Genomic DNA, 18,257 nt, shown 5'->3' with positions numbered 1-18,257 from the left:
TATTTTACTAAATTTATTTCTTTAATTATACTAAAAAAACTATTGTTAATAATTTTAACAATAGTTTCTTTTGTTTTATTTGCTTATTGCAACACAACTCTCTCTTATTTTAAGCTGTGTTGGTATAACTACTTTTTTATTATATTCTCTATTATTTGATATGTTTTCAATTAACAGTTCCACTGAAGCTTCTCCCAAATACTCACTTGGTATTCTTATAGTTGTAAGCGATGGAATCATATATTTTGCACTTGGCTGATCATTAAAAGCAACAATGCTTATATCATCTGGAATTTTCAAATTTGCTTCAGCTATTGCTTTATATGCTCCAACAGCCATTGTATCATTTCCAATTAAAATAGCAGACGGTCTATCTTTACATTTTAACAATTTTTTAGCACCTTCATATCCACATTTAAATGTGAATTTTTCAACCCTATGAATATATTCTTCATTGAATATATCTCTGCTTTTCATAAATTCAAAATATTTATTTTGCCTTGAATCAACATCAATTTCTCTTACTATTTTTTTATTATTTTCACTGCCACCAATGAATCCTATTTTTCTGTGTCCTAAATCATATAAGTATTCTAATGCTGTTTGTGTTGCCTTTTCTAAATCTGGTATTACTGAATCAAATCTATTTTCATCTGGAGAATAATCTACAAAAATTATATTTTCGTTTTTCATATAAAGTTTTTCTATTATACTTTCAGAAAATCTTCCTATTGCTATTATTCCAATAACATCACCAATTTCGGAATCCATACTGTTTTCATTTAATCTTACTAAATTTAAATTATATTCATTACATCTCTTTTCAACTGCCCATCTTAAAGTTAGATAATATGGATCTCCTAATTCTTCCTCATAATCATACCAATATATAATTCCTACATTTTTTGTTTTCTTTTCTTTATTTTTTTTACTCTTAGTTGATATATAATCTAATTCATCTGCAACCTTTAATATCTTTTCTCTTGTTGTGTTACTTACATTTAATGTATCATCAAAATTTAAAACCCTTGAAACTGTTGAAATTGAAACTCCAACTATTGATGCTATATCTTTTATAGTAGCCATAAAAGCTCACCTCACTTAAATATCAATAAATCAATTTATATCTGAATAAATGTATAGTAAAATTTAATTTATTTTACTAAAACAAATTTTAGTTCTATTCTGAAATTATTATATTTAATTGAAAATATAATTTAGTATTACTATTATCTCTTCCTATATAATATACTATATTTCATGAAAAGTTAAGCTTTTAATAGGAAAAAGTCATAAATATTATAATATTTATGACTTTTACTAAAATTCTAATTTTATTTTATTTTAAAGCTTCTTCAACTTCATTAAGCATTTCATTTGCTGCTTTAATTCCAGCGCCTCCAACATACCAAGTTTGAGGATCTAAATAAACAATATTTCCATTTTTATATGTATCTGTAGTTTTAACTAATTCATTTTCTATTATTTCTTTAGCTGGTTGATTTTCTCCACCTGTCATTGCACCTTTATCAATTACAAATAAGTAATCTGGATTTTTACTTACTAAATATTCATTTGAAATACTTTGACCATGATTTGATATCTCAATACTTGAATCAGCTGACATAAATCCAAGCTCATTATAAATTATATTAAATCTTGAACCTTCACCATACACACTCATAGAACCATCACTTACCATTGTCATTAAAGCATTTAAATTATCTGCTTTAACCTTTTCTTTTATAGAATTCATTCTATTTTCAATTTCTTCTATTTTTTCTTTTGCTACATCTTCCTTATCAAATATTTGACCAAGTACTGTTACATTGTTTTTTAATGTTTCTAAATAATTTGCTCCATCAGAACCTAAATATATTGTAGGTGCAATTTTAGAAAATTCATCATAAGAATCCGCTTGTCTTCCTTCAATAATTATTAAATCTGGATTTAATTCATTTACTGCTTCTAAATTAAATTCTTTAACCGAACCTAAATCTGTATATTTTTCATCGTTATATTCATTTAAATAGTCTGGAAGACTTTTCTTTGGAAGAGCTGAAACTGAATCTACTCCCATTTCATTTAATATATCAAGTGAACCATAATCTAAAACAACTACATTCTTTGGATTTTTACTTACCTCTGTTTCTCCACCTCTATGAGATACTGTTATAGTTTGAGTATTATCTTGTTCGTTATCACTAGTTTTAGTATTACATCCAATTAATCCTCCTACTAAACTAATACCTAATGCTAAGGTTACTAATAATTTAACTTTCTTTTTCATATTTATTCCCTCTCCTTTTTACATTTCCAACTTTATTTTACATAATAATTATTATTTAGATTATATTATTGTTTATCTACTCTTTTTTATATTTATTTCTAAAATATATGCATATTTTTATCTTAATTCGATTTTAGAAATATACGCATATTTTATTATCATTAATATTCTTTATATCAAAATCTATTTCATATACACTTTCAAGAATTTCTTTATTTATGATATTTTCTGTCATATCATCTTTAATAACTCTTCCATTTTTTAAAATTACTATATTATCTGAATATACAGATGCAAAATTTATATCATGAAGTACTATTACTACTGTTTTATTAAGTTCATCAACAAGTTTTCTTAATACTTTCATCATTGCTACTGAATGTTTCATGTCCAAATTATTAAGTGGTTCATCAAGAAGTATATATTCTGTATTTTGAGCTATAACCATTGCTATATAAGCCCTTTGTCTTTGTCCTCCACTTAATTCATCTAAATATTTATGCTCTATATCTTTAAGCTCCATATATTCTATAGCTTCATCTATATATTTTATATCTTCCTCATTAAATCTTCCTTCGCAATAAGGATATCTTCCAAAGCCTACTATTTCTCGTATTGTGAGTCTTACATTTATATTATTAGATTGTTTTAGAATAGAAATTTTCTTTGCCAACTCCTTGTTATCATATTTATCTATATCTAAATCATCTATTATAACAGAACCTTTATCCTTATTCATTATTCTCGATATCATAGAAAGTACAGTACTTTTCCCAGCTCCATTTGGTCCTATAAATGATGTTATTTTTCCTTTTTCTATATTTAATGAAACATCATCTACTACTTTTTTGTTTCCATAGATTTTTACTAAATTTTTAACTTGTATCATTTTAAGACTTTGCCTCCTTTAATAAAAGGTATATAAAGTATAACCCACCTATAAAGTTGATTATTATACTTACTGTTGTACTAAAGTTTAGTATTCTTTCTACTATGAACTGTCCGCCAACAAGAGCTATTATACTTATCAAAACACTTCCTGTTATAAGATAGCTATGCTTATATGTTTTAAAAAATTGATATGATAAATTTACTACAAGAAGTCCTAGAAAAGTTATTGGTCCAACTAAAGCAGTTGAAATCGAAACAAGCACTGCCACAACTAGAAGTAATTTTTTACTTAATTTATCATGATTTATTCCAAGATTTATTGCTATTTCACGGCCTAAATTCATTACATCAAGTTTTTTTATATCTTTATATGTAAATATAAAGATTCCACATATTAATACTAAAGCAATTATCAAAATATCTGTATTTATGTTAGTAAAGCTTGCATACATTTTGCTTTGAAGCGCTATAAAATCGTTTGGATCTATAAGTACCTGCATGAAAGAACTCATGCTTCTAAATAAGGTTCCAATGACTGTACCAACTAACAATAACACAAAAACATTGCCGCCTTTTTTAAAAACAAATTTATATAATAATAACGTTCCCAAAAGCATTATTAAAACAGATACAAAGAAGTTTACATTTTTATTAGTCATCATAATACTTTCTATTCCAAATAAATAGACACATAAAGTTTGGCCAAATGTATATATTGAATCCAAGCCAAGTATACTTGGAGTTAAGATTCTGTTATTTGTAATAGTTTGAAATATAATTGATGAAAATGCTATTGCACCTCCTGTAACACATATTGCAATTATCTTTGGTATTCTTTTTGACAAGTTATATGCATAATTTCTCGCATTGAGTCCGCTAAAAATAAACAACATTATAAAAACTACTGCAATCATAGATAATATATAAATTTTTGTTTTATCATCTATTTTTACTTTTTTCTTTACATTGCTTTTTATCGAAATTTTACTGCTAAGCTGCATTTCCATTCCTCCTGAATATAAGATAAAGGAATATTATACTTCCTATTACCCCTACTGTAAGACTTATTGATACTTCATATGGATAAATAACAATTCTGCTTAAAATATCGCAAACAAGTATAAAGTTTGCACCAAATAATGCTGTTATTCCTATGTTTTTACTTAGGTTGTCTCCCTTATAAAGAGATACTATATTAGGTACTATAAGGCCTATAAAAGGAATACTTCCTACAGTTATTACTACAAGTGCTGTAATTAAAGCTACTATCATCATTCCAACATTGCATACCTTATTATAATCTAATCCAAGATTCTTTGATATGTCTTCACCCATTCCTATAATAGTAAACTTATTTGCATACAAAAACGCAATTATTAATAGTGGAATAGTTAAATATAATAGCTCATAATTTCCTTTTAAAATCATTGAGAATTTCCCTTGAAAAAATGATCCCATATTTTGTACTAAATCATATTTATAAGCAATAAATTCTGTAAGTGATCCTATAACATTACCGAGCATTATCCCAACAAGAGGTATAAATATTACACTTTTCATCTTTATGTTTTTAAGTATTTTCATAAATAAAAACGTTCCTATAAGCGCAAAAATAAATGCTGTAATCATTTTTTGCATGACTGTAGCCGAAGAAAACATCATCATAGCAAAAATCACACCAAGCTGCGCTGAATCTATAGTTGCTGCAGTTGTTGGAGATACAAATTTATTATTGCTTATTTGCTGCATTATAACTCCACTTATACTCATCCCAACTCCCGCAACTAATATGCTTATAAGTCTAGGTATTCTGCTTATAAGTAATACATCAAATTTTTCTTTAGTCATTGAAAATATATCTGTAATACTTAAGTCATGAACACCTATGAAAAGTGATATAAATGAAAGTACTATTAAAGTTAAAATCAAAATTTTTTTCTTCATATGTTTTCAATTCAAAATTCTAATTTTGAATAATACCCCTTCCTAAAAAAACTATAAATCATCTGATAATTTATCTAATTGATAACGGTTCTCTCTTGTATCTATATTACTGATATTGTATCTCAATGTCAACTATTTTTATCTTAAAAATATAAAAAATATAGCTTTATGAGCATAATCCATCCTTATTATGTTAAAAATCCACACATAAAACAGATTAATTGTAAAAATCTATTTTATATGTGGATTTTTTATAATTCTCATTTTATCCAATATATTGGAAAATTAGTATTGTTACATCATCAGTTTGATCTTCACCTATACAATATTCATCAATGCTTTCTTCTATTAATGGTATTATTTCATATATATCTTTACTTTGAGTACACTTTTCATTAAGAACATCCCTTAGCTTCCCAGCACCATACAAGTCGCCATTAATATCCATTGCTTCAGTAACTCCGTCTGTATACGCAAACAAAATATCTCCTTCTTCTAATTGTAACTCCTGCTTTTCAAACTTAGCTTGTGGCATAATTGCAAGAATGCAATTATTTTTTACATTCATATAATTAAATTTATCATTGTTTCTTTTAATTAATGGTGGGTTATGTCCAGCATTAACATATGTCATGATTCCTGTTTTGAGGTCTACAATGCCTAAAAATGATGTTACAAACATAAATGTATCATTATTTTCACTTAACTCATTATTAACTTTTTCAACTACATCCTCAATATCAGAAGAAGATTTTAGTAAGTTTTTAATTATAGTTTTAGATATCATCATAAAAAGTGCTGCTGGTACTCCTTTTCCTGATACATCTGCTATTACAAAAGCAAGTTTATCTTCATCTATGAGGAAAAAATCATAAAAATCTCCTCCTATTTCTTTTGCTGGATTCATTCTTGCTACAATATTAAAATCCTTTCTCTCTGGAAAAGCTTCAAATGCTTTTGGAAGTATTGCTGACTGTATATTCTTTGCCACGGATAATTCTGTACTTTCTTTTTGAATCTTTTCTGTTACTGTAGATAAATTTTTGACATAACTTTGAATTTGACACATCATTTTTTCAAAGGCTATTGCTAGTTCTTCGATTTCATCTCCTGTTTTTATTAAAGCAAATTCTTCTTTTATTTCTTCTTGTTTTTTCTTATCATAATGTTTATTTCTTCCAAATTCTTCTACTGAATTAAATAAAATCTGTATAGGAATTATTATCTTACTTTCAACATATCTTAAAGCTAATAATGTTAACCCAAATACTAAATATCCAAATATGCAGATGGTTAAATAAATTTTTTTATATTTAACTACTAAATGTTCAGTAATATTGATATTAGTATTAAAGCCTAAAGCTGCTTCAATTGACACATAAGCTACTATACAAAGAATAACTATGAATACAATGCCAAACGTTAAAAGTCCAACAGTTATCTTTCCTTTAATAGAAAAAACTCCTCTAATTTTAGATATTTCAACAGTATTTACTTTATTAACTATAGGCATACAAATAAAGATAAATAATAGTACATATATAAATGCCAGTCCTAAAATGATTAATATTTTATTCTCTATAAAATTATTATTAGATATTAAAATAAGGATAACAGATAATAGAGCCATTAAATATACTATATATTCATAATTCACATTTTTTAATATGTTAGTTTTTGACCTTGGTATATGTGGTTTTATATCAGTAGTAGATAATATTATCAAAATTAACATTTCAAGTATTACTTGAAAATTATAATTATTCAAAAATCTTAAAATCATAATCTCAATATTAATATTTTGTCCTAGCAGTACACTTAATGATAATTCAGAAATAAGACTTACTGAAAGATAATTAATAAAAATAATAAAAATATATTTTAATATAGATCTAATATTATTTAAATTGGGTATTTCACATTTATCTTTTATATTAAATGTATACCAAAGTTTATATGGAGCATATGAATAAAAAAAGTTTAAGCAAAAGTTAACCATAGCAATTGATAAAGAATACTTACAAATTGATACATCTATTATTAAACTTCCAATTGCTACTCCAAGTGCTCCACTTGGTCCTAAATATAATCCTAATACAGGAAACAATGCTTTTTCAGGTCTTATCATCAGCATATTAGATATACGTAAACTTATAAGCTCGCTTATTAATGATATTATGAAAATTATTATTCCGCTTATTAGTATTTTATTTCTTTCATCTTTTCTCTTTATTATAGAAAAAATTTCCGTCAAAAAGTTTTCACTCCTTTTTAAAACGTACTGTATTTTATTCAAATTTATTTATTATCACTAAAGTGATTGATAATGTTTTTTGATAGTTAATACATTCATATTTTCTCTTCGTTCATATTCAATGATATCTGATATTTTTTTCAACAAAAATATTCCAAGTCCTCCAATGCTTCGTTCCATAATATCGCTTGTAATATCAGGATTATTTTCCTTAATCGGATTAAATTCAATTCCATAGTCACAAACCTTTAAAGTAAGACAATTATTTTCCTTATCATATTCATAACCTGCAATCATTTCTCCATGCCCTTTTGGATATGCATAATTAATAATGTTCATTAAGGCTTCTTCACAAACAAGCCTTATCTCCATATCTACATGTTTTGTAACCTTAACATCTTTTCTTAAGTTTTCAATTATAAAGTCTATCATTATGTTTAAATTACATATATTAGCTTCTTTTCTTAACCAATCCATAATAATCACCTTCACCATATTTAAATAAACTTAATTTATAATTCAAAATTTCTTAAGATAAAACTTTTCAATATTTATTGTTTACTTTTTCCAGTGAGTATAATTATGCTTCTAGGATTTACATAAATTTCATTTTGATTTTCGATTAATATATATTTATTTTCTTCATATATATCTTCTCCATATTTACAAGAAGTGTCACAAAATTTATACCACTTTTTATTTGCTGGAATAATCGGTAAACTGAACTTATGCATTTCCCAATGCATATTAATAGCTATATATATATAAGTATCTTCTTTAACATTATATTTATATTTGTCTTCAACAAACATAACAGCAAGATGCAATGAATTGTATATATTATCAGTATTCCAAGGAGTTTCGCTATGCCAGGAAACTTCTGGATATCCAGTTTTATTTATGTCAATATCGTAGGAAGAATTTTTTAATACAGGATGTAATTTTCTAAACTTTATAATATTTTTAAAATAATTATAAATATCATTGTTTTTCTCTAGCATGTCCCAATTTAGCCATGATATTTCATTATCTTGACAATAGGCATTGTTATTTCCAAATTGAGAGTTACAAAATTCATCTCCTGAAAGAATCATTGGAATCCCCCTACTTATAAGCAAAATGGTTATTGCATTTTTTATTTGTTTTTTTCTAAGTTTTACTGTAGAAACATCTGTAGTTTCACCTTCACACCCACAATTCCAACTATTATTGTCATTTGTTCCATCAGTGTTATTTTCGCCATTTGCCATATTGTGTTTTTCATTATATGAAACTAAATCATAAAGAGTAAAACCATCATGACAAGTTATAAAGTTTACTGATGCATTTGATGATCTATTATCGTATAAATCTTTTGATCCAAGAATTCTTTCCATAAATTCACTTGTAATATTTGAATCACCTTTAATGAATCTTCTTATGGCATCCCTGTACTTTCCATTCCATTCTGCCCATCTTCCCCATGAAGGAAAATTTCCTACCTGGTAAAGTCCACCTGCATCCCATGCTTCTGCAATAAGCTTGCACTTAGATAAAATTGCATCATGTGCAAGTGTTTCAAGTAATGGTGGATTTGTCATAGGTACACCCTCTTCATCTCTAGATAATATTGATGCTAAATCAAATCTAAATCCATCAATATGATATTCAGACACCCAATATCTTAAACAGTCTAATATAGAATTTCTAACTATAACATTATTGCAATTTAATGTATTTCCACATCCGCTAAAATTATAATATTCTCCATTAGGTGTTAAAAGATAGTATGTTTTATTATCAATTCCTCTATATGATATATATGGACCTCTTTCATTACCTTCTGCTGTATGATTAAATACAACATCAAGTATTACTTCAATTCCATTTCTGTGAAGTCTCTTTATTAGATTCTTAAGCTCATCAACTTCCATTCCATACTTTCCTGTAGCTGCATATCCAGCCTTTGGTGCAAAAAAATTAACAGTACTATATCCCCAATAATTATATAATCTATTTCCATCTATTATTTTTGAATTTTCAAATTCATCAAATTCAAAAATAGGTAGAAACTCTATGCAGTTGACTCCAAGCTCCTTTAAGTATGGTATTTTATCAGCGATTGCTGCAAATGTTCCTCCATATTTAGCTTTGCTTGAACTATGCTTTGTAAAACTTCGTACATGTGTTTCGTATATTATGAGATCTTCCATTGGTATTTCAAGAGGAATATCTCCTTCCCAATCAAAGTCGTCATAAATTATTCTTCCTCTATGTTGAAATTCATTTTCAAAGTCAGGCTCTTCTCCCCATATATTTCTTCCTGATACTGATTTTGCATATGGATCTAAAAGTGTCTTTTCCTTATTAAACCAAAACCCTTCTCTTGGTGAAAACTTTCCATCCATTCTATATCCATATTCAACATTCTCATAATCTATATTAAATACTATCATAGAAAAAACATCACCAATTCTAAATTCCTTTGGAAATGGTATTATTGCATATGGCTTTTTTTCTCTTTTTTTATAAAGAACCAGATCGCATGATATGGCATATTTTGAAAATATAGAAAAATTAACTCCATTTGGCACAATAGATGCCCCATAAGGAAGAACTTTTCCTATTCTATATTTAATTCCATCATGTTCATGTGTAGGATAACTATCAACTCTTATCATCAATAACCTCCCATTATACTTATTAATTTATTTTATAAAAAGTAATATATTTATTAATCCTCAAAACCTTTAAATATTCCGCTGAATCCTGTTATCTCCATAACCTCTTTAACATCTTCGCTTAAATTAATTATGTTCATATGTCCACTTTTCAATTTTATAGTTTTACCAATAGTAAGTAAACTTCTTAGACCTGCGCTTGATACATACGGACATTTTCCCATATCTATTACTATATTATTACTTTCATTTAATATATCTAAAACTTGTTCAGTTACATCATTACTTGAATTACCATCTAAATTCCCTATTAATTGTATATACTTTTTGTCTTCCATATCTTTAATATTTACATTCATTAATTTCACTTCCTTTTTATTACAAGGATTTATATAACAATTATATCACAAATTTCTACTAATTTTCTTTATAATACTAACTCCATAATAATTAATTTTCAATGATTAATTTAATTTAAAGCTCTTTCAAAACTTCTACTAATTATTTTTTTAGATTTTGTGATGCGAAATCCTCTTTCACTGATCATTTATATTTGAAAGTTTATCATTAAAATATGTATTTAGATAAAACAAAGAAATAAAGGTCTCATGTTCTGCTTAAATCTCGCATCAGAAAAATGAGCTTTAGAATTCTTACATCAATGATTGTTCCAAAATTGTTTGTCCAATTTTATATTGGAGCAAACGGTTTTGGGCACAATCATTTATGTTTGAATTCTTAGCTTATTTCTCCTGCAAAGCTAGCAGAATTTGAAACCTTTATTTCGATTATTTCTCACTAAACTTAGTCTATACTTTATTTGAAGTATTGATCACCATATCCGTAATTTTCTACTACGTAATCAATGTCTTTATCTCCACGTCCACTTAAGCATACTAATATAGATCCCTGTTTCATTTCTTTTGCTTTTTTCATTGCATATGCTACTGCATGTGAACTTTCAATAGCAGGTATAATTCCTTCATATCTTGATAACTTAAAGAACGCTTCCATTGCTTCTTCATCACTTATTACGTTATAGTTAACTCTTCCAACATCTCTTAAAAATGCATGCTCAGGTCCAACTGATGGATAATCAAGTCCACTTGCAATTGAATATACTGGTGCTGGTTCTCCATCTTTATCTTTTAGCATTATACTTTCAAAACCATGCATAATTCCTTTTTCTCCAAATTTCATTGATGCTGCATGATCTCCAAGTTTTTCTCCTCTGCCTAAAGGTTCAACCCCGATAATATCTACTGGTTCATCTAAAAAAGGTATAAACATTCCAGCTGCATTACTTCCACCACCAACACATGCTGTTACGACATCAGGTAACAATCCTGTCATTTCTTTAAATTGCTCCTTTGCTTCGTATCCTACTACTGATTGGAAATCTCTTACCATAAGTGGAAATGGATGAGGCCCAAGAGCTGATCCAATGCAGTAAATAGAATCTTTATAATTTTTAGCATAGGATTCAAATGCAGAGTCTACTGCTTCTTTTAATGTTTTTAATCCATGTGATACTGGTACTACCTTTGCGCCAAGTATTTTCATTCTTGTAACATTAGGTGCCTGCTTTGCAATATCAACTTCACCCATATGTATTTCACATTCGAGTCCAAAAAATGCAGCAGCTGTAGCTAAAGCAACTCCATGCTGTCCTGCACCTGTTTCTGCAATCAAACGTTTTTTCCCCATATATTTAGCAAGTAACCCTTCACCCATACAGTGATTTAGCTTATGTGCACCTGTATGATTTAGATCTTCTCTTTTTAGATATATTTGACAGCTGCCAATTTCTCTAGATAATTTTTCACAATGATAAACTGGTGTTGGTCTTCCCTGAAATTCCTTACGTATTCTTCTAAGTTCATTAATGAATTGTGATGAATGGCATATTGTTTGATATGCATCTGCAATTTCCTCAAAAGCTGGAATGAGTTCATCACTTAAATACGCACCTCCATATTCACCAAATCTTCCATTTTGATCTGGATAATCTTTTAAATACCTTTTAAAATCCATATATATCCCCCTTATAATAAAGATTTTTGTTATTTAATATCTTTTATTTTATCACTAACTTCCTTTATGGAAGAGGATAAGCTATTTAATTTGTCTATTGCTTTCATATTGTCATCTATGTTTTCTGACACTGAGATTATATTATTTAGCTTATTACAATAACTTTCATTTAGTTTATTAAGACTCTTTGAGTGTTCTAGATTATTTACTTCATCCTTTATATTTTTCAAATCATCTATGTAATATATTAAATCATTTTCTGCACTCACATCGTTTTCTGAGAGAATGGATACCATGTTCTTTAAATCCTTTTGAACATTAATTGTCTGCTCAGAAATAGACTTTATGTAAACAGCATCATTTTTTAAATTCTCAGCTGTTTTTGCAGGACTTTGATTTAATATTATAAAATTATATCCAAATAAAATTAAAATAAAGATACTTATTATTATAACAGCACCTTTAATAGCTCTTTTTAAAAGTCCAATTGCAATAACTGCTACAATTACTACTAATAAAATTTTAAAGATTGAACTTTCTAACATATGCACCTCATAATTAATCTGTTGCAACTAGTTTGTATATTCTGTTTCTTGTCTCAACATAAATATCATCATTATCAAAAAAATAATTTACAACGGGACTTGTCTTTATATAGCCTTCTTCATCTATATTTTTCATTGTAAGAGATTCATCTTTTAAAATTGTATTTTTATCTATTCCTACTCTTTTTCCTAATCTATTACTGCTTTCTAAATCTGGCTTCTTAGTTTTACTGTTGATTATTCCATCAATTATATAATTATTCATATTTTCATCTCCTCTTAGCTAATAAAACATATCTTTATTATATCATATGTATATTATTTTAGCCTTAATTTTACTTTAAAAAGAGTTTATACTTAAAATTAGGTATAAACTCTGAAGTTTAGAAATCTAAAGTTTTTAAAGCAACTTATATTTACCAAAATTTTTAATTTAAAGAGAATTCATTATTTTATCTTTAAACATATCATTGTTTGTGAAACTGTATCAGAAAATAGCTCTATATTTTCTGCTTTTATTACATGAATAACATTATCATAGTCACATTCTATTAATTCACCAATTATATTTTCAGACTCTAATATTAAATCTTCATTGAATTTCACATTATCATCTCCATTAAAAATAGCACCATAAAATATTCCTGATTCGACTAAATCCTGAAAGAAATGACTTCCATATGAAAGCTCCGGCATCAAATTTTCACTTTTATAGGCAACTTCAAATATGCCAAGCATATTACAAAGCTCAGTAAAATGAACTGGTACTCCGAGTGAAGTTATCGTAGTGCCCCATCTTCCAGGGCCTATTAATATTGCATTCCTATCTTTTAACACAGAATTTAGCTCTCCAACTTTTCTAGCTATTTTGAATCTTTCTTGTTCATTTAAATTTAAGTATTCTTTTGCTTTTATATGAACTATATAATCAACTTTATAATGTACATTTCCTCCCATAAAATTACCGTGTGTCTTAAAAAGACATTTTATTTCTTCACTTTCTTTTGGGATATCTACAAGTTTTCCAAGACCTCTAGTTTGAAGTGGTCTACATTGAAGTATATTTATTTTGTAGATTTTATCATTTTTAAAATTTGCAGTGAATTCTATATCAACAGGATAATCATAAGTATCACGTAATAACTCTAATATTTCTTTCATTTTTTCTGCAAAATTTGTTTCATTGAATAAATTCTTAAAATTAATTATATATGCATCACCTTTTAAATTTAGTTCTCGTTTTCTTTTTGAAGTTTCATAATCCATTTGTGCAAATAAGTCCTTGCTTATTCTAAGATCCTCTGACATTCCATCATCAATAGTAAGTTTACAAAATGAATTTTTTTCTATATTGATACAATCCATATAGTGCTGAGAAAACTTTTTTTCATCTCCATAAGAAATTAACGGAACTCGTTTAGGATCATCTAAACATACTATTCTTGGATAATCACCTTCAATTCTATCTACTGCTCGTGTTCCGAGGCCTACAACAAGTCTTAGCATTCCTGCATTCATGTCAATATTCTTATCCCATACATAAAGATTAGATGAATTTCCTACTCCAGCAAGGTGAGGAAAGAAGTAATTCCCATACTTGTCGCCTGATACCCTTTGAATTAAAAGTGCCATTTGTTCATCCTTATCTACAAGTCCTCTATTCTTACGGTAATTAAGTGCATCTTCATTCATTGTGCTTGCATATACAATCTTAACTGCTTCTTCAAATGCGTTATAACGTTCCTCTGAAGTTCCTTGGTTTGTACAAAATACACTATCATATTTACCTGCAAATGCATTACCAAAGTTATCTTCAAGAAGTGAACTTGAACGAACTATTATAGGAGATTGTCCAAAGTATTCCAATACGTTCATAAATTGTGTTTTCATTTCATTTGAAAAAGTTCCATTTAAAAGCTTTTCCTTAAGCTTAGGTGCATATTTATAATATCCTTCTTCTGTCTTTTGTTTTGTTCTAAGAGACCAACATCCATTTTGAACGATATATGTATAAAATACATCTGTTCCTAGATAAAAAGAATCATGTATTTCCATTATAGATTTAAATCTTTTATTTTTGTCACTTTCTAATATTTTTCTTGCAAGAAGCATTCCAACAGATTTTCCACCTATCATTCCAGTTCCTATTTCACGACCTTTTATATTTAGAAGATCTCTTAACGTAAAATATTTTTTACATAAGTCATACATTTTAGATTCTCTTCCAATCAAAAGTTTTATAAGAAGCTCTTTAGCTTTTTCTTGTGCCTCATTAGATCCACTTAATTTTGTATAAGCATCATTAAATGTTACATCCCAATAATCAAGTTTATTTGAATTTAAATTGAATCTTGAAAAAATCAACGAAGCATCAAAGCTTGCTGAAATACACAAGGCTTCTTTTCTTGTAATTAGATGAGGCAAAAACATGTTAGATGAATATCTTTCATAAACCTTTAATGGATGAACATAGTAAGTCCCATCAATATTATATAAGTCAAGAAGAACTTGAGTTGTTTCTCTTATTCTTGAAATTGTATCATTTGTATGGGAATCGCGTATAAGTGCAAAATACGCTATTGTTTCTAACTCATATAAAAATGGACATGTTACTTTAAAGAAATTTCCTATCATTAAGTCAGAATACCAATACTTAAGAAGATCTGTTAAACAGTCAAATACATAAAATGCTCTTTTTCCTTCACCTTCAATTATTGAATGTATTGTGCTTGCAAAATATTCAAAACCTTTTTCTGCTTCAACATTGATTAATATAACATTAGAATTTTCTAAAATTATGGGCTCATGAGTCCCAAAACGTATATAAATTATCCTTCTGTTATCTTTTACTGCCTGTTCTATATAAGGATTTACAATTTTTCTGTAATCGTCTAAAGAATCAACCTGCCATACTACATTATCTCCTAATCTTAACTTATCTATAACTTGATCTAATCCATTAATTCCTGTGTTTACTGCATTCATATAATCTCATCCCCTATCAATAGAAATCGATAACATAACGTGTATGTATTTAAGTATCAATCACTTATCAAGATTATTATCTAAAATTTCAAAGTATAGCCCTTTAATAAATTATATCATGCTTCACTAAGATTTATATATTATTTCCATAATACACATATGAAATATTAATTTATAAAATATAAAAAAACGCAAAATTATTAAAAGTTTAATAATTTTGCGTTTTATCTTTTTAACTAAATTTTAAAAATAAACTAAATCATTTTCTATTTTCTCTATTTCTTTATAACTTTTTACCATTAAGAATGGAATTTCTCTTTGTTCTTCTTTTACATATTGCTTATGAATTACACCTTCAAGTTCAATCCATTTTTGCCCTTCAAAATCTACTGGCTTTCCAGATTGACATAGTAATCCTAAGAAAGATATATCATCTGCACAGCATGTCATAGCTCTTCTTCCAAAAGCAAAAACATTTTTTGGATATTGATCATGAGTATAAGCAAGGCCTTTCACCTTTATATGTTTTCCATCATACTTTTCTGGTGTTTCAATTGCATCTAAATACCATACTCCATAATCATAATCTTCAAATTCTATTATAGGTGCATTTATGTCAAATGGAAGTTCTAAAGGTGTATCATCAATTTCACCATTTTCAAGTTCAAAAACTATGTTTGCTTTTCCACTAACAGCTTTTATACTATTCCTAACAGCTAATTTATTTGTATTTTCTTTGCAACGATTAACTACAATTAAATCTGAATCTTTAAATTGCTCTATCATTAAAGATTTCATGTTACTCATATAGGCATCGAATGTTGTAGCATCTATAGTAGTCATTATTTGTACAAGTTCCCATCCTTTTGGAAAATCTAAATTTTCAATAAGGTCAAACTGCCACATACCATTATATTCAATTATGACTTTTGTAGGTTTATACTGAACTTTACATTGGTTCAAAAATTCTGATGTAAGCTCTTCTTTATTTTTAATTTGTATTAAAACTGCATTATTTTTATTTAGAACTTCTTTTTCATATTCTTCTATTCCACTTTCACAGGCAATTACTGCGATTTTTTCACCTTCTGTAAAGTCTGGATCATTAAATATTTCTTTAATAAAAGTTGTTTTACCACTTTCTAAAAAACCTGTAACTAAGAAAACTGGCACATCTATCATCACATTCTACCTCTCTTACTTATCTTAAGCTATATTAAATAATTCTTCTATTTTTTTCTTATCAATATTTGTTCCTATTACACATAATTTACCTGTATAATCTGGTTTTCCTTCACGCACTTCATATTCACCTGGAACTAAATCAAAGTTAATCCATGTTCCATCAGTTGAAGGTATTATTCCTTTTGCACGTAATATGATTCCATATTCTTTTGTTCCAGATAAAGTTTTTAAAATAGTATCTAATTCTTCTTTAGAATACTTTTTAGGAGTTTCTGCCCCCCAGCTTGTAAATACATCATCTGCATGGTGGTGCCCATGATCATGTCCGCATCCACATCCTTCTCCATGTTCGTGATCATGATGGTGATGACTGCATCCACATTCTTCATCATGCTCATGGTCATTATGATGATGTCCGCATCCACATTCTTCATCATGTTCATGGTCATGATGATGGTGTCCACATCCACATTCTTTATCGTGCTCATGGTCATGATGGTGGTGTCCACATCCACATTCTTCATCATGTTCATGGTCATGATGGTGGTGTCCACACCCACATTCCTTATCGTGTTCATGATCATGATGATGGTGATGATGTTCTTTTTCAGCTTCTAAAAGTTCTTTTTCTAATGAATTTCCTTCTTCCATAGCTTCTAAAATTTGTTTTCCATCTATTTCATCCCAGTTAGTAGTAATTATTGCTGCATCTTTATTATGTTCTCTTAATGCTTTAACAACACTTTGAAGTTTTTCTTCAGATAATTTTTGTGAACGACTTAAAATAATAGTGTTAGCACTTTCAACTTGGTTATTAAAAAATTCACCAAAGTTTTCCATGTACATTTTACACTTCATAGCATCAACTACTGCACTTGCGCTATTTAAATTAATTTTAACTTCACCTTGAACATCTTTAACTGCCTTAATTACATCAGATAATTTACCAACTCCTGATGGTTCTATTATTATACGTTCTGGTGCATATTTTTCAAGTGCTTCCTTAAGTGCTGTTCCAAAATCTCCAACTAAAGAACAACATATGCATCCCGAATTCATTTCTGTTATTTCAACACCTGAATTATTTAAAAATCCTCCATCTATTCCTATTTCACCAAATTCATTTTCAATAAGCATTAACTTTTCACCTTGTAATGCTTCTTGTATTAATTTTTTTATTAAAGTTGTTTTTCCTGCTCCAAGAAATCCTGAAATAATATCTATCTTTGTCATCTAAAAACCCTTCCTTTTATATATAAATTTATATTAAATCCAATATCACTATTTGATTATTTATTTGAGAGTCATTCGCATTTATCTTTTCTCATCTAATACTACTCCCTACTATTAATATTGTCAATAAATAAGTTTTAAATCATTTGGTGCATATAGACAAGTTTATTTATTTTTATTATAGCCATTACAGCTTATAAATTTATTGACTTTATTACAATAAAATCCACTAAGTC

15 protein-coding genes are annotated in these 18,257 nt (G+C 27.7%); all 15 read right to left on the bottom strand.

All coding sequences use genetic code 11. The annotated features are described in order from the left end of the window. Nucleotides 1-75: 75 nt before the first annotated feature. The 15 genes from CNEONATNEC86_RS10660 to CNEONATNEC86_RS10590 all read right to left on the bottom strand — a co-directional run bounded on the left by CNEONATNEC86_RS10660 (nt 76) and on the right by CNEONATNEC86_RS10590 (nt 18,021). Nucleotides 76-1,086 carry a LacI family DNA-binding transcriptional regulator gene (locus tag CNEONATNEC86_RS10660; RefSeq protein WP_058295325.1) on the bottom strand — a complete coding sequence of 337 codons (1,011 nt, stop codon included), beginning with the start codon at nt 1,084-1,086 and terminating at the stop codon, nt 76-78. 253 nt (nt 1,087-1,339) lie between these two features. Continuing rightward, nucleotides 1,340-2,290 (bottom strand): siderophore ABC transporter substrate-binding protein, encoded by a 951-nt coding sequence (locus CNEONATNEC86_RS10655; RefSeq protein WP_058295326.1) that lies wholly within the window; start codon nt 2,288-2,290, stop codon nt 1,340-1,342. A 133-nt stretch (nt 2,291-2,423) separates the two neighbouring features. Further along, the gene (locus CNEONATNEC86_RS10650; RefSeq protein ID WP_058295327.1) at nt 2,424-3,179 is read right to left on the bottom strand and encodes an iron ABC transporter ATP-binding protein; all 756 of its coding nucleotides are present in this window, start codon (nt 3,177-3,179) and stop codon (nt 2,424-2,426) included. A 1-nt stretch (nt 3,180) separates the two neighbouring features. Beyond that, nucleotides 3,181-4,095 (bottom strand): iron chelate uptake ABC transporter family permease subunit, encoded by a 915-nt coding sequence (locus tag CNEONATNEC86_RS10645; RefSeq protein WP_058296913.1) that lies wholly within the window; start codon nt 4,093-4,095, stop codon nt 3,181-3,183. Between the two features lie 76 nt (nt 4,096-4,171). Beyond that, entirely contained in the window at nt 4,172-5,125 is a 954-nt protein-coding gene (locus CNEONATNEC86_RS10640; RefSeq protein ID WP_125149698.1) for an ABC transporter permease, read from the bottom strand. Nucleotides 5,126-5,390: 265 nt separating this feature from the next. Next, entirely contained in the window at nt 5,391-7,379 is a 1,989-nt protein-coding gene (locus tag CNEONATNEC86_RS10635; RefSeq protein ID WP_243123146.1) for a PP2C family protein-serine/threonine phosphatase, read from the bottom strand. Nucleotides 7,380-7,436: 57 nt separating this feature from the next. Continuing rightward, complete coding sequence (locus tag CNEONATNEC86_RS10630; RefSeq protein WP_058295330.1) at nt 7,437-7,856, bottom strand: ATP-binding protein; 420 nt, start codon at nt 7,854-7,856, stop codon at nt 7,437-7,439. 74 nt (nt 7,857-7,930) lie between these two features. Then, nucleotides 7,931-10,039 (bottom strand): glycogen debranching protein GlgX, encoded by a 2,109-nt coding sequence (gene glgX, locus CNEONATNEC86_RS10625; protein WP_159135971.1) that lies wholly within the window; start codon nt 10,037-10,039, stop codon nt 7,931-7,933. A gap of 53 nt (nt 10,040-10,092) precedes the next feature. After that, complete coding sequence (locus CNEONATNEC86_RS10620) at nt 10,093-10,398, bottom strand: STAS domain-containing protein (protein WP_058295332.1); 306 nt, start codon at nt 10,396-10,398, stop codon at nt 10,093-10,095. Between the two features lie 457 nt (nt 10,399-10,855). After that, the gene (gene trpB / locus CNEONATNEC86_RS10615; protein WP_159135970.1) at nt 10,856-12,073 is read right to left on the bottom strand and encodes a tryptophan synthase subunit beta; all 1,218 of its coding nucleotides are present in this window, start codon (nt 12,071-12,073) and stop codon (nt 10,856-10,858) included. A gap of 29 nt (nt 12,074-12,102) precedes the next feature. Then, the gene (locus CNEONATNEC86_RS10610; RefSeq protein WP_058295334.1) at nt 12,103-12,618 is read right to left on the bottom strand and encodes a hypothetical protein; all 516 of its coding nucleotides are present in this window, start codon (nt 12,616-12,618) and stop codon (nt 12,103-12,105) included. A 13-nt stretch (nt 12,619-12,631) separates the two neighbouring features. Beyond that, nucleotides 12,632-12,883 carry a hypothetical protein gene (locus CNEONATNEC86_RS10605; protein WP_125149703.1) on the bottom strand — a complete coding sequence of 84 codons (252 nt, stop codon included), beginning with the start codon at nt 12,881-12,883 and terminating at the stop codon, nt 12,632-12,634. A 182-nt stretch (nt 12,884-13,065) separates the two neighbouring features. Continuing rightward, nucleotides 13,066-15,603 (bottom strand): PEP/pyruvate-binding domain-containing protein, encoded by a 2,538-nt coding sequence (locus tag CNEONATNEC86_RS10600; RefSeq protein WP_159135969.1) that lies wholly within the window; start codon nt 15,601-15,603, stop codon nt 13,066-13,068. Nucleotides 15,604-15,846: 243 nt separating this feature from the next. Further along, nucleotides 15,847-16,785 carry a TIGR03943 family putative permease subunit gene (locus CNEONATNEC86_RS10595; RefSeq protein ID WP_058295337.1) on the bottom strand — a complete coding sequence of 313 codons (939 nt, stop codon included), beginning with the start codon at nt 16,783-16,785 and terminating at the stop codon, nt 15,847-15,849. 24 nt (nt 16,786-16,809) lie between these two features. Continuing rightward, nucleotides 16,810-18,021: a CobW family GTP-binding protein gene (locus tag CNEONATNEC86_RS10590; protein ID WP_159135968.1), complete on the bottom strand. Its 1,212-nt coding sequence runs from the start codon at nt 18,019-18,021 to the stop codon at nt 16,810-16,812. Nucleotides 18,022-18,257: the final 236 nt, after the last annotated feature.

Origin of the sequence: Clostridium neonatale (assembly GCF_900465025.1) — a bacterium.
GTDB lineage: Bacteria > Bacillota > Clostridia > Clostridiales > Clostridiaceae > Clostridium > Clostridium neonatale.
Note: the sequence above shows the minus strand (reverse complement) of the source record. Positions and strands in the feature narration are given on the sequence as shown.

What these genes read in the sequence shown, in the direction of transcription:
- CNEONATNEC86_RS10660 (WP_058295325.1), bottom strand. Translation starts at nt 1,086, where the DNA reads ATGGCTACTATAAAAGATATAGCATCAATAGTTGGAGTTTCAATTTCA.
- CNEONATNEC86_RS10655 (WP_058295326.1), bottom strand. Translation starts at nt 2,290, where the DNA reads ATGAAAAAGAAAGTTAAATTATTAGTAACCTTAGCATTAGGTATTAGT.
- CNEONATNEC86_RS10650 (WP_058295327.1), bottom strand. Translation starts at nt 3,179, where the DNA reads ATGATACAAGTTAAAAATTTAGTAAAAATCTATGGAAACAAAAAAGTA.
- CNEONATNEC86_RS10645 (WP_058296913.1), bottom strand. Translation starts at nt 4,095, where the DNA reads ATGATTGCAGTAGTTTTTATAATGTTGTTTATTTTTAGCGGACTCAAT.
- CNEONATNEC86_RS10640 (WP_125149698.1), bottom strand. Translation starts at nt 5,125, where the DNA reads ATGAAGAAAAAAATTTTGATTTTAACTTTAATAGTACTTTCATTTATA.
- CNEONATNEC86_RS10630 (WP_058295330.1), bottom strand. Translation starts at nt 7,856, where the DNA reads ATGGATTGGTTAAGAAAAGAAGCTAATATATGTAATTTAAACATAATG.
- glgX (WP_159135971.1), bottom strand. Translation starts at nt 10,039, where the DNA reads ATGATAAGAGTTGATAGTTATCCTACACATGAACATGATGGAATTAAA.
- CNEONATNEC86_RS10620 (WP_058295332.1), bottom strand. Translation starts at nt 10,398, where the DNA reads ATGAATGTAAATATTAAAGATATGGAAGACAAAAAGTATATACAATTA.
- trpB (WP_159135970.1), bottom strand. Translation starts at nt 12,073, where the DNA reads ATGGATTTTAAAAGGTATTTAAAAGATTATCCAGATCAAAATGGAAGA.
- CNEONATNEC86_RS10610 (WP_058295334.1), bottom strand. Translation starts at nt 12,618, where the DNA reads ATGTTAGAAAGTTCAATCTTTAAAATTTTATTAGTAGTAATTGTAGCA.
- CNEONATNEC86_RS10605 (WP_125149703.1), bottom strand. Translation starts at nt 12,883, where the DNA reads ATGAATAATTATATAATTGATGGAATAATCAACAGTAAAACTAAGAAG.
- CNEONATNEC86_RS10600 (WP_159135969.1), bottom strand. Translation starts at nt 15,603, where the DNA reads ATGAATGCAGTAAACACAGGAATTAATGGATTAGATCAAGTTATAGAT.
- CNEONATNEC86_RS10595 (WP_058295337.1), bottom strand. Translation starts at nt 16,785, where the DNA reads ATGATAGATGTGCCAGTTTTCTTAGTTACAGGTTTTTTAGAAAGTGGT.
- CNEONATNEC86_RS10590 (WP_159135968.1), bottom strand. Translation starts at nt 18,021, where the DNA reads ATGACAAAGATAGATATTATTTCAGGATTTCTTGGAGCAGGAAAAACA.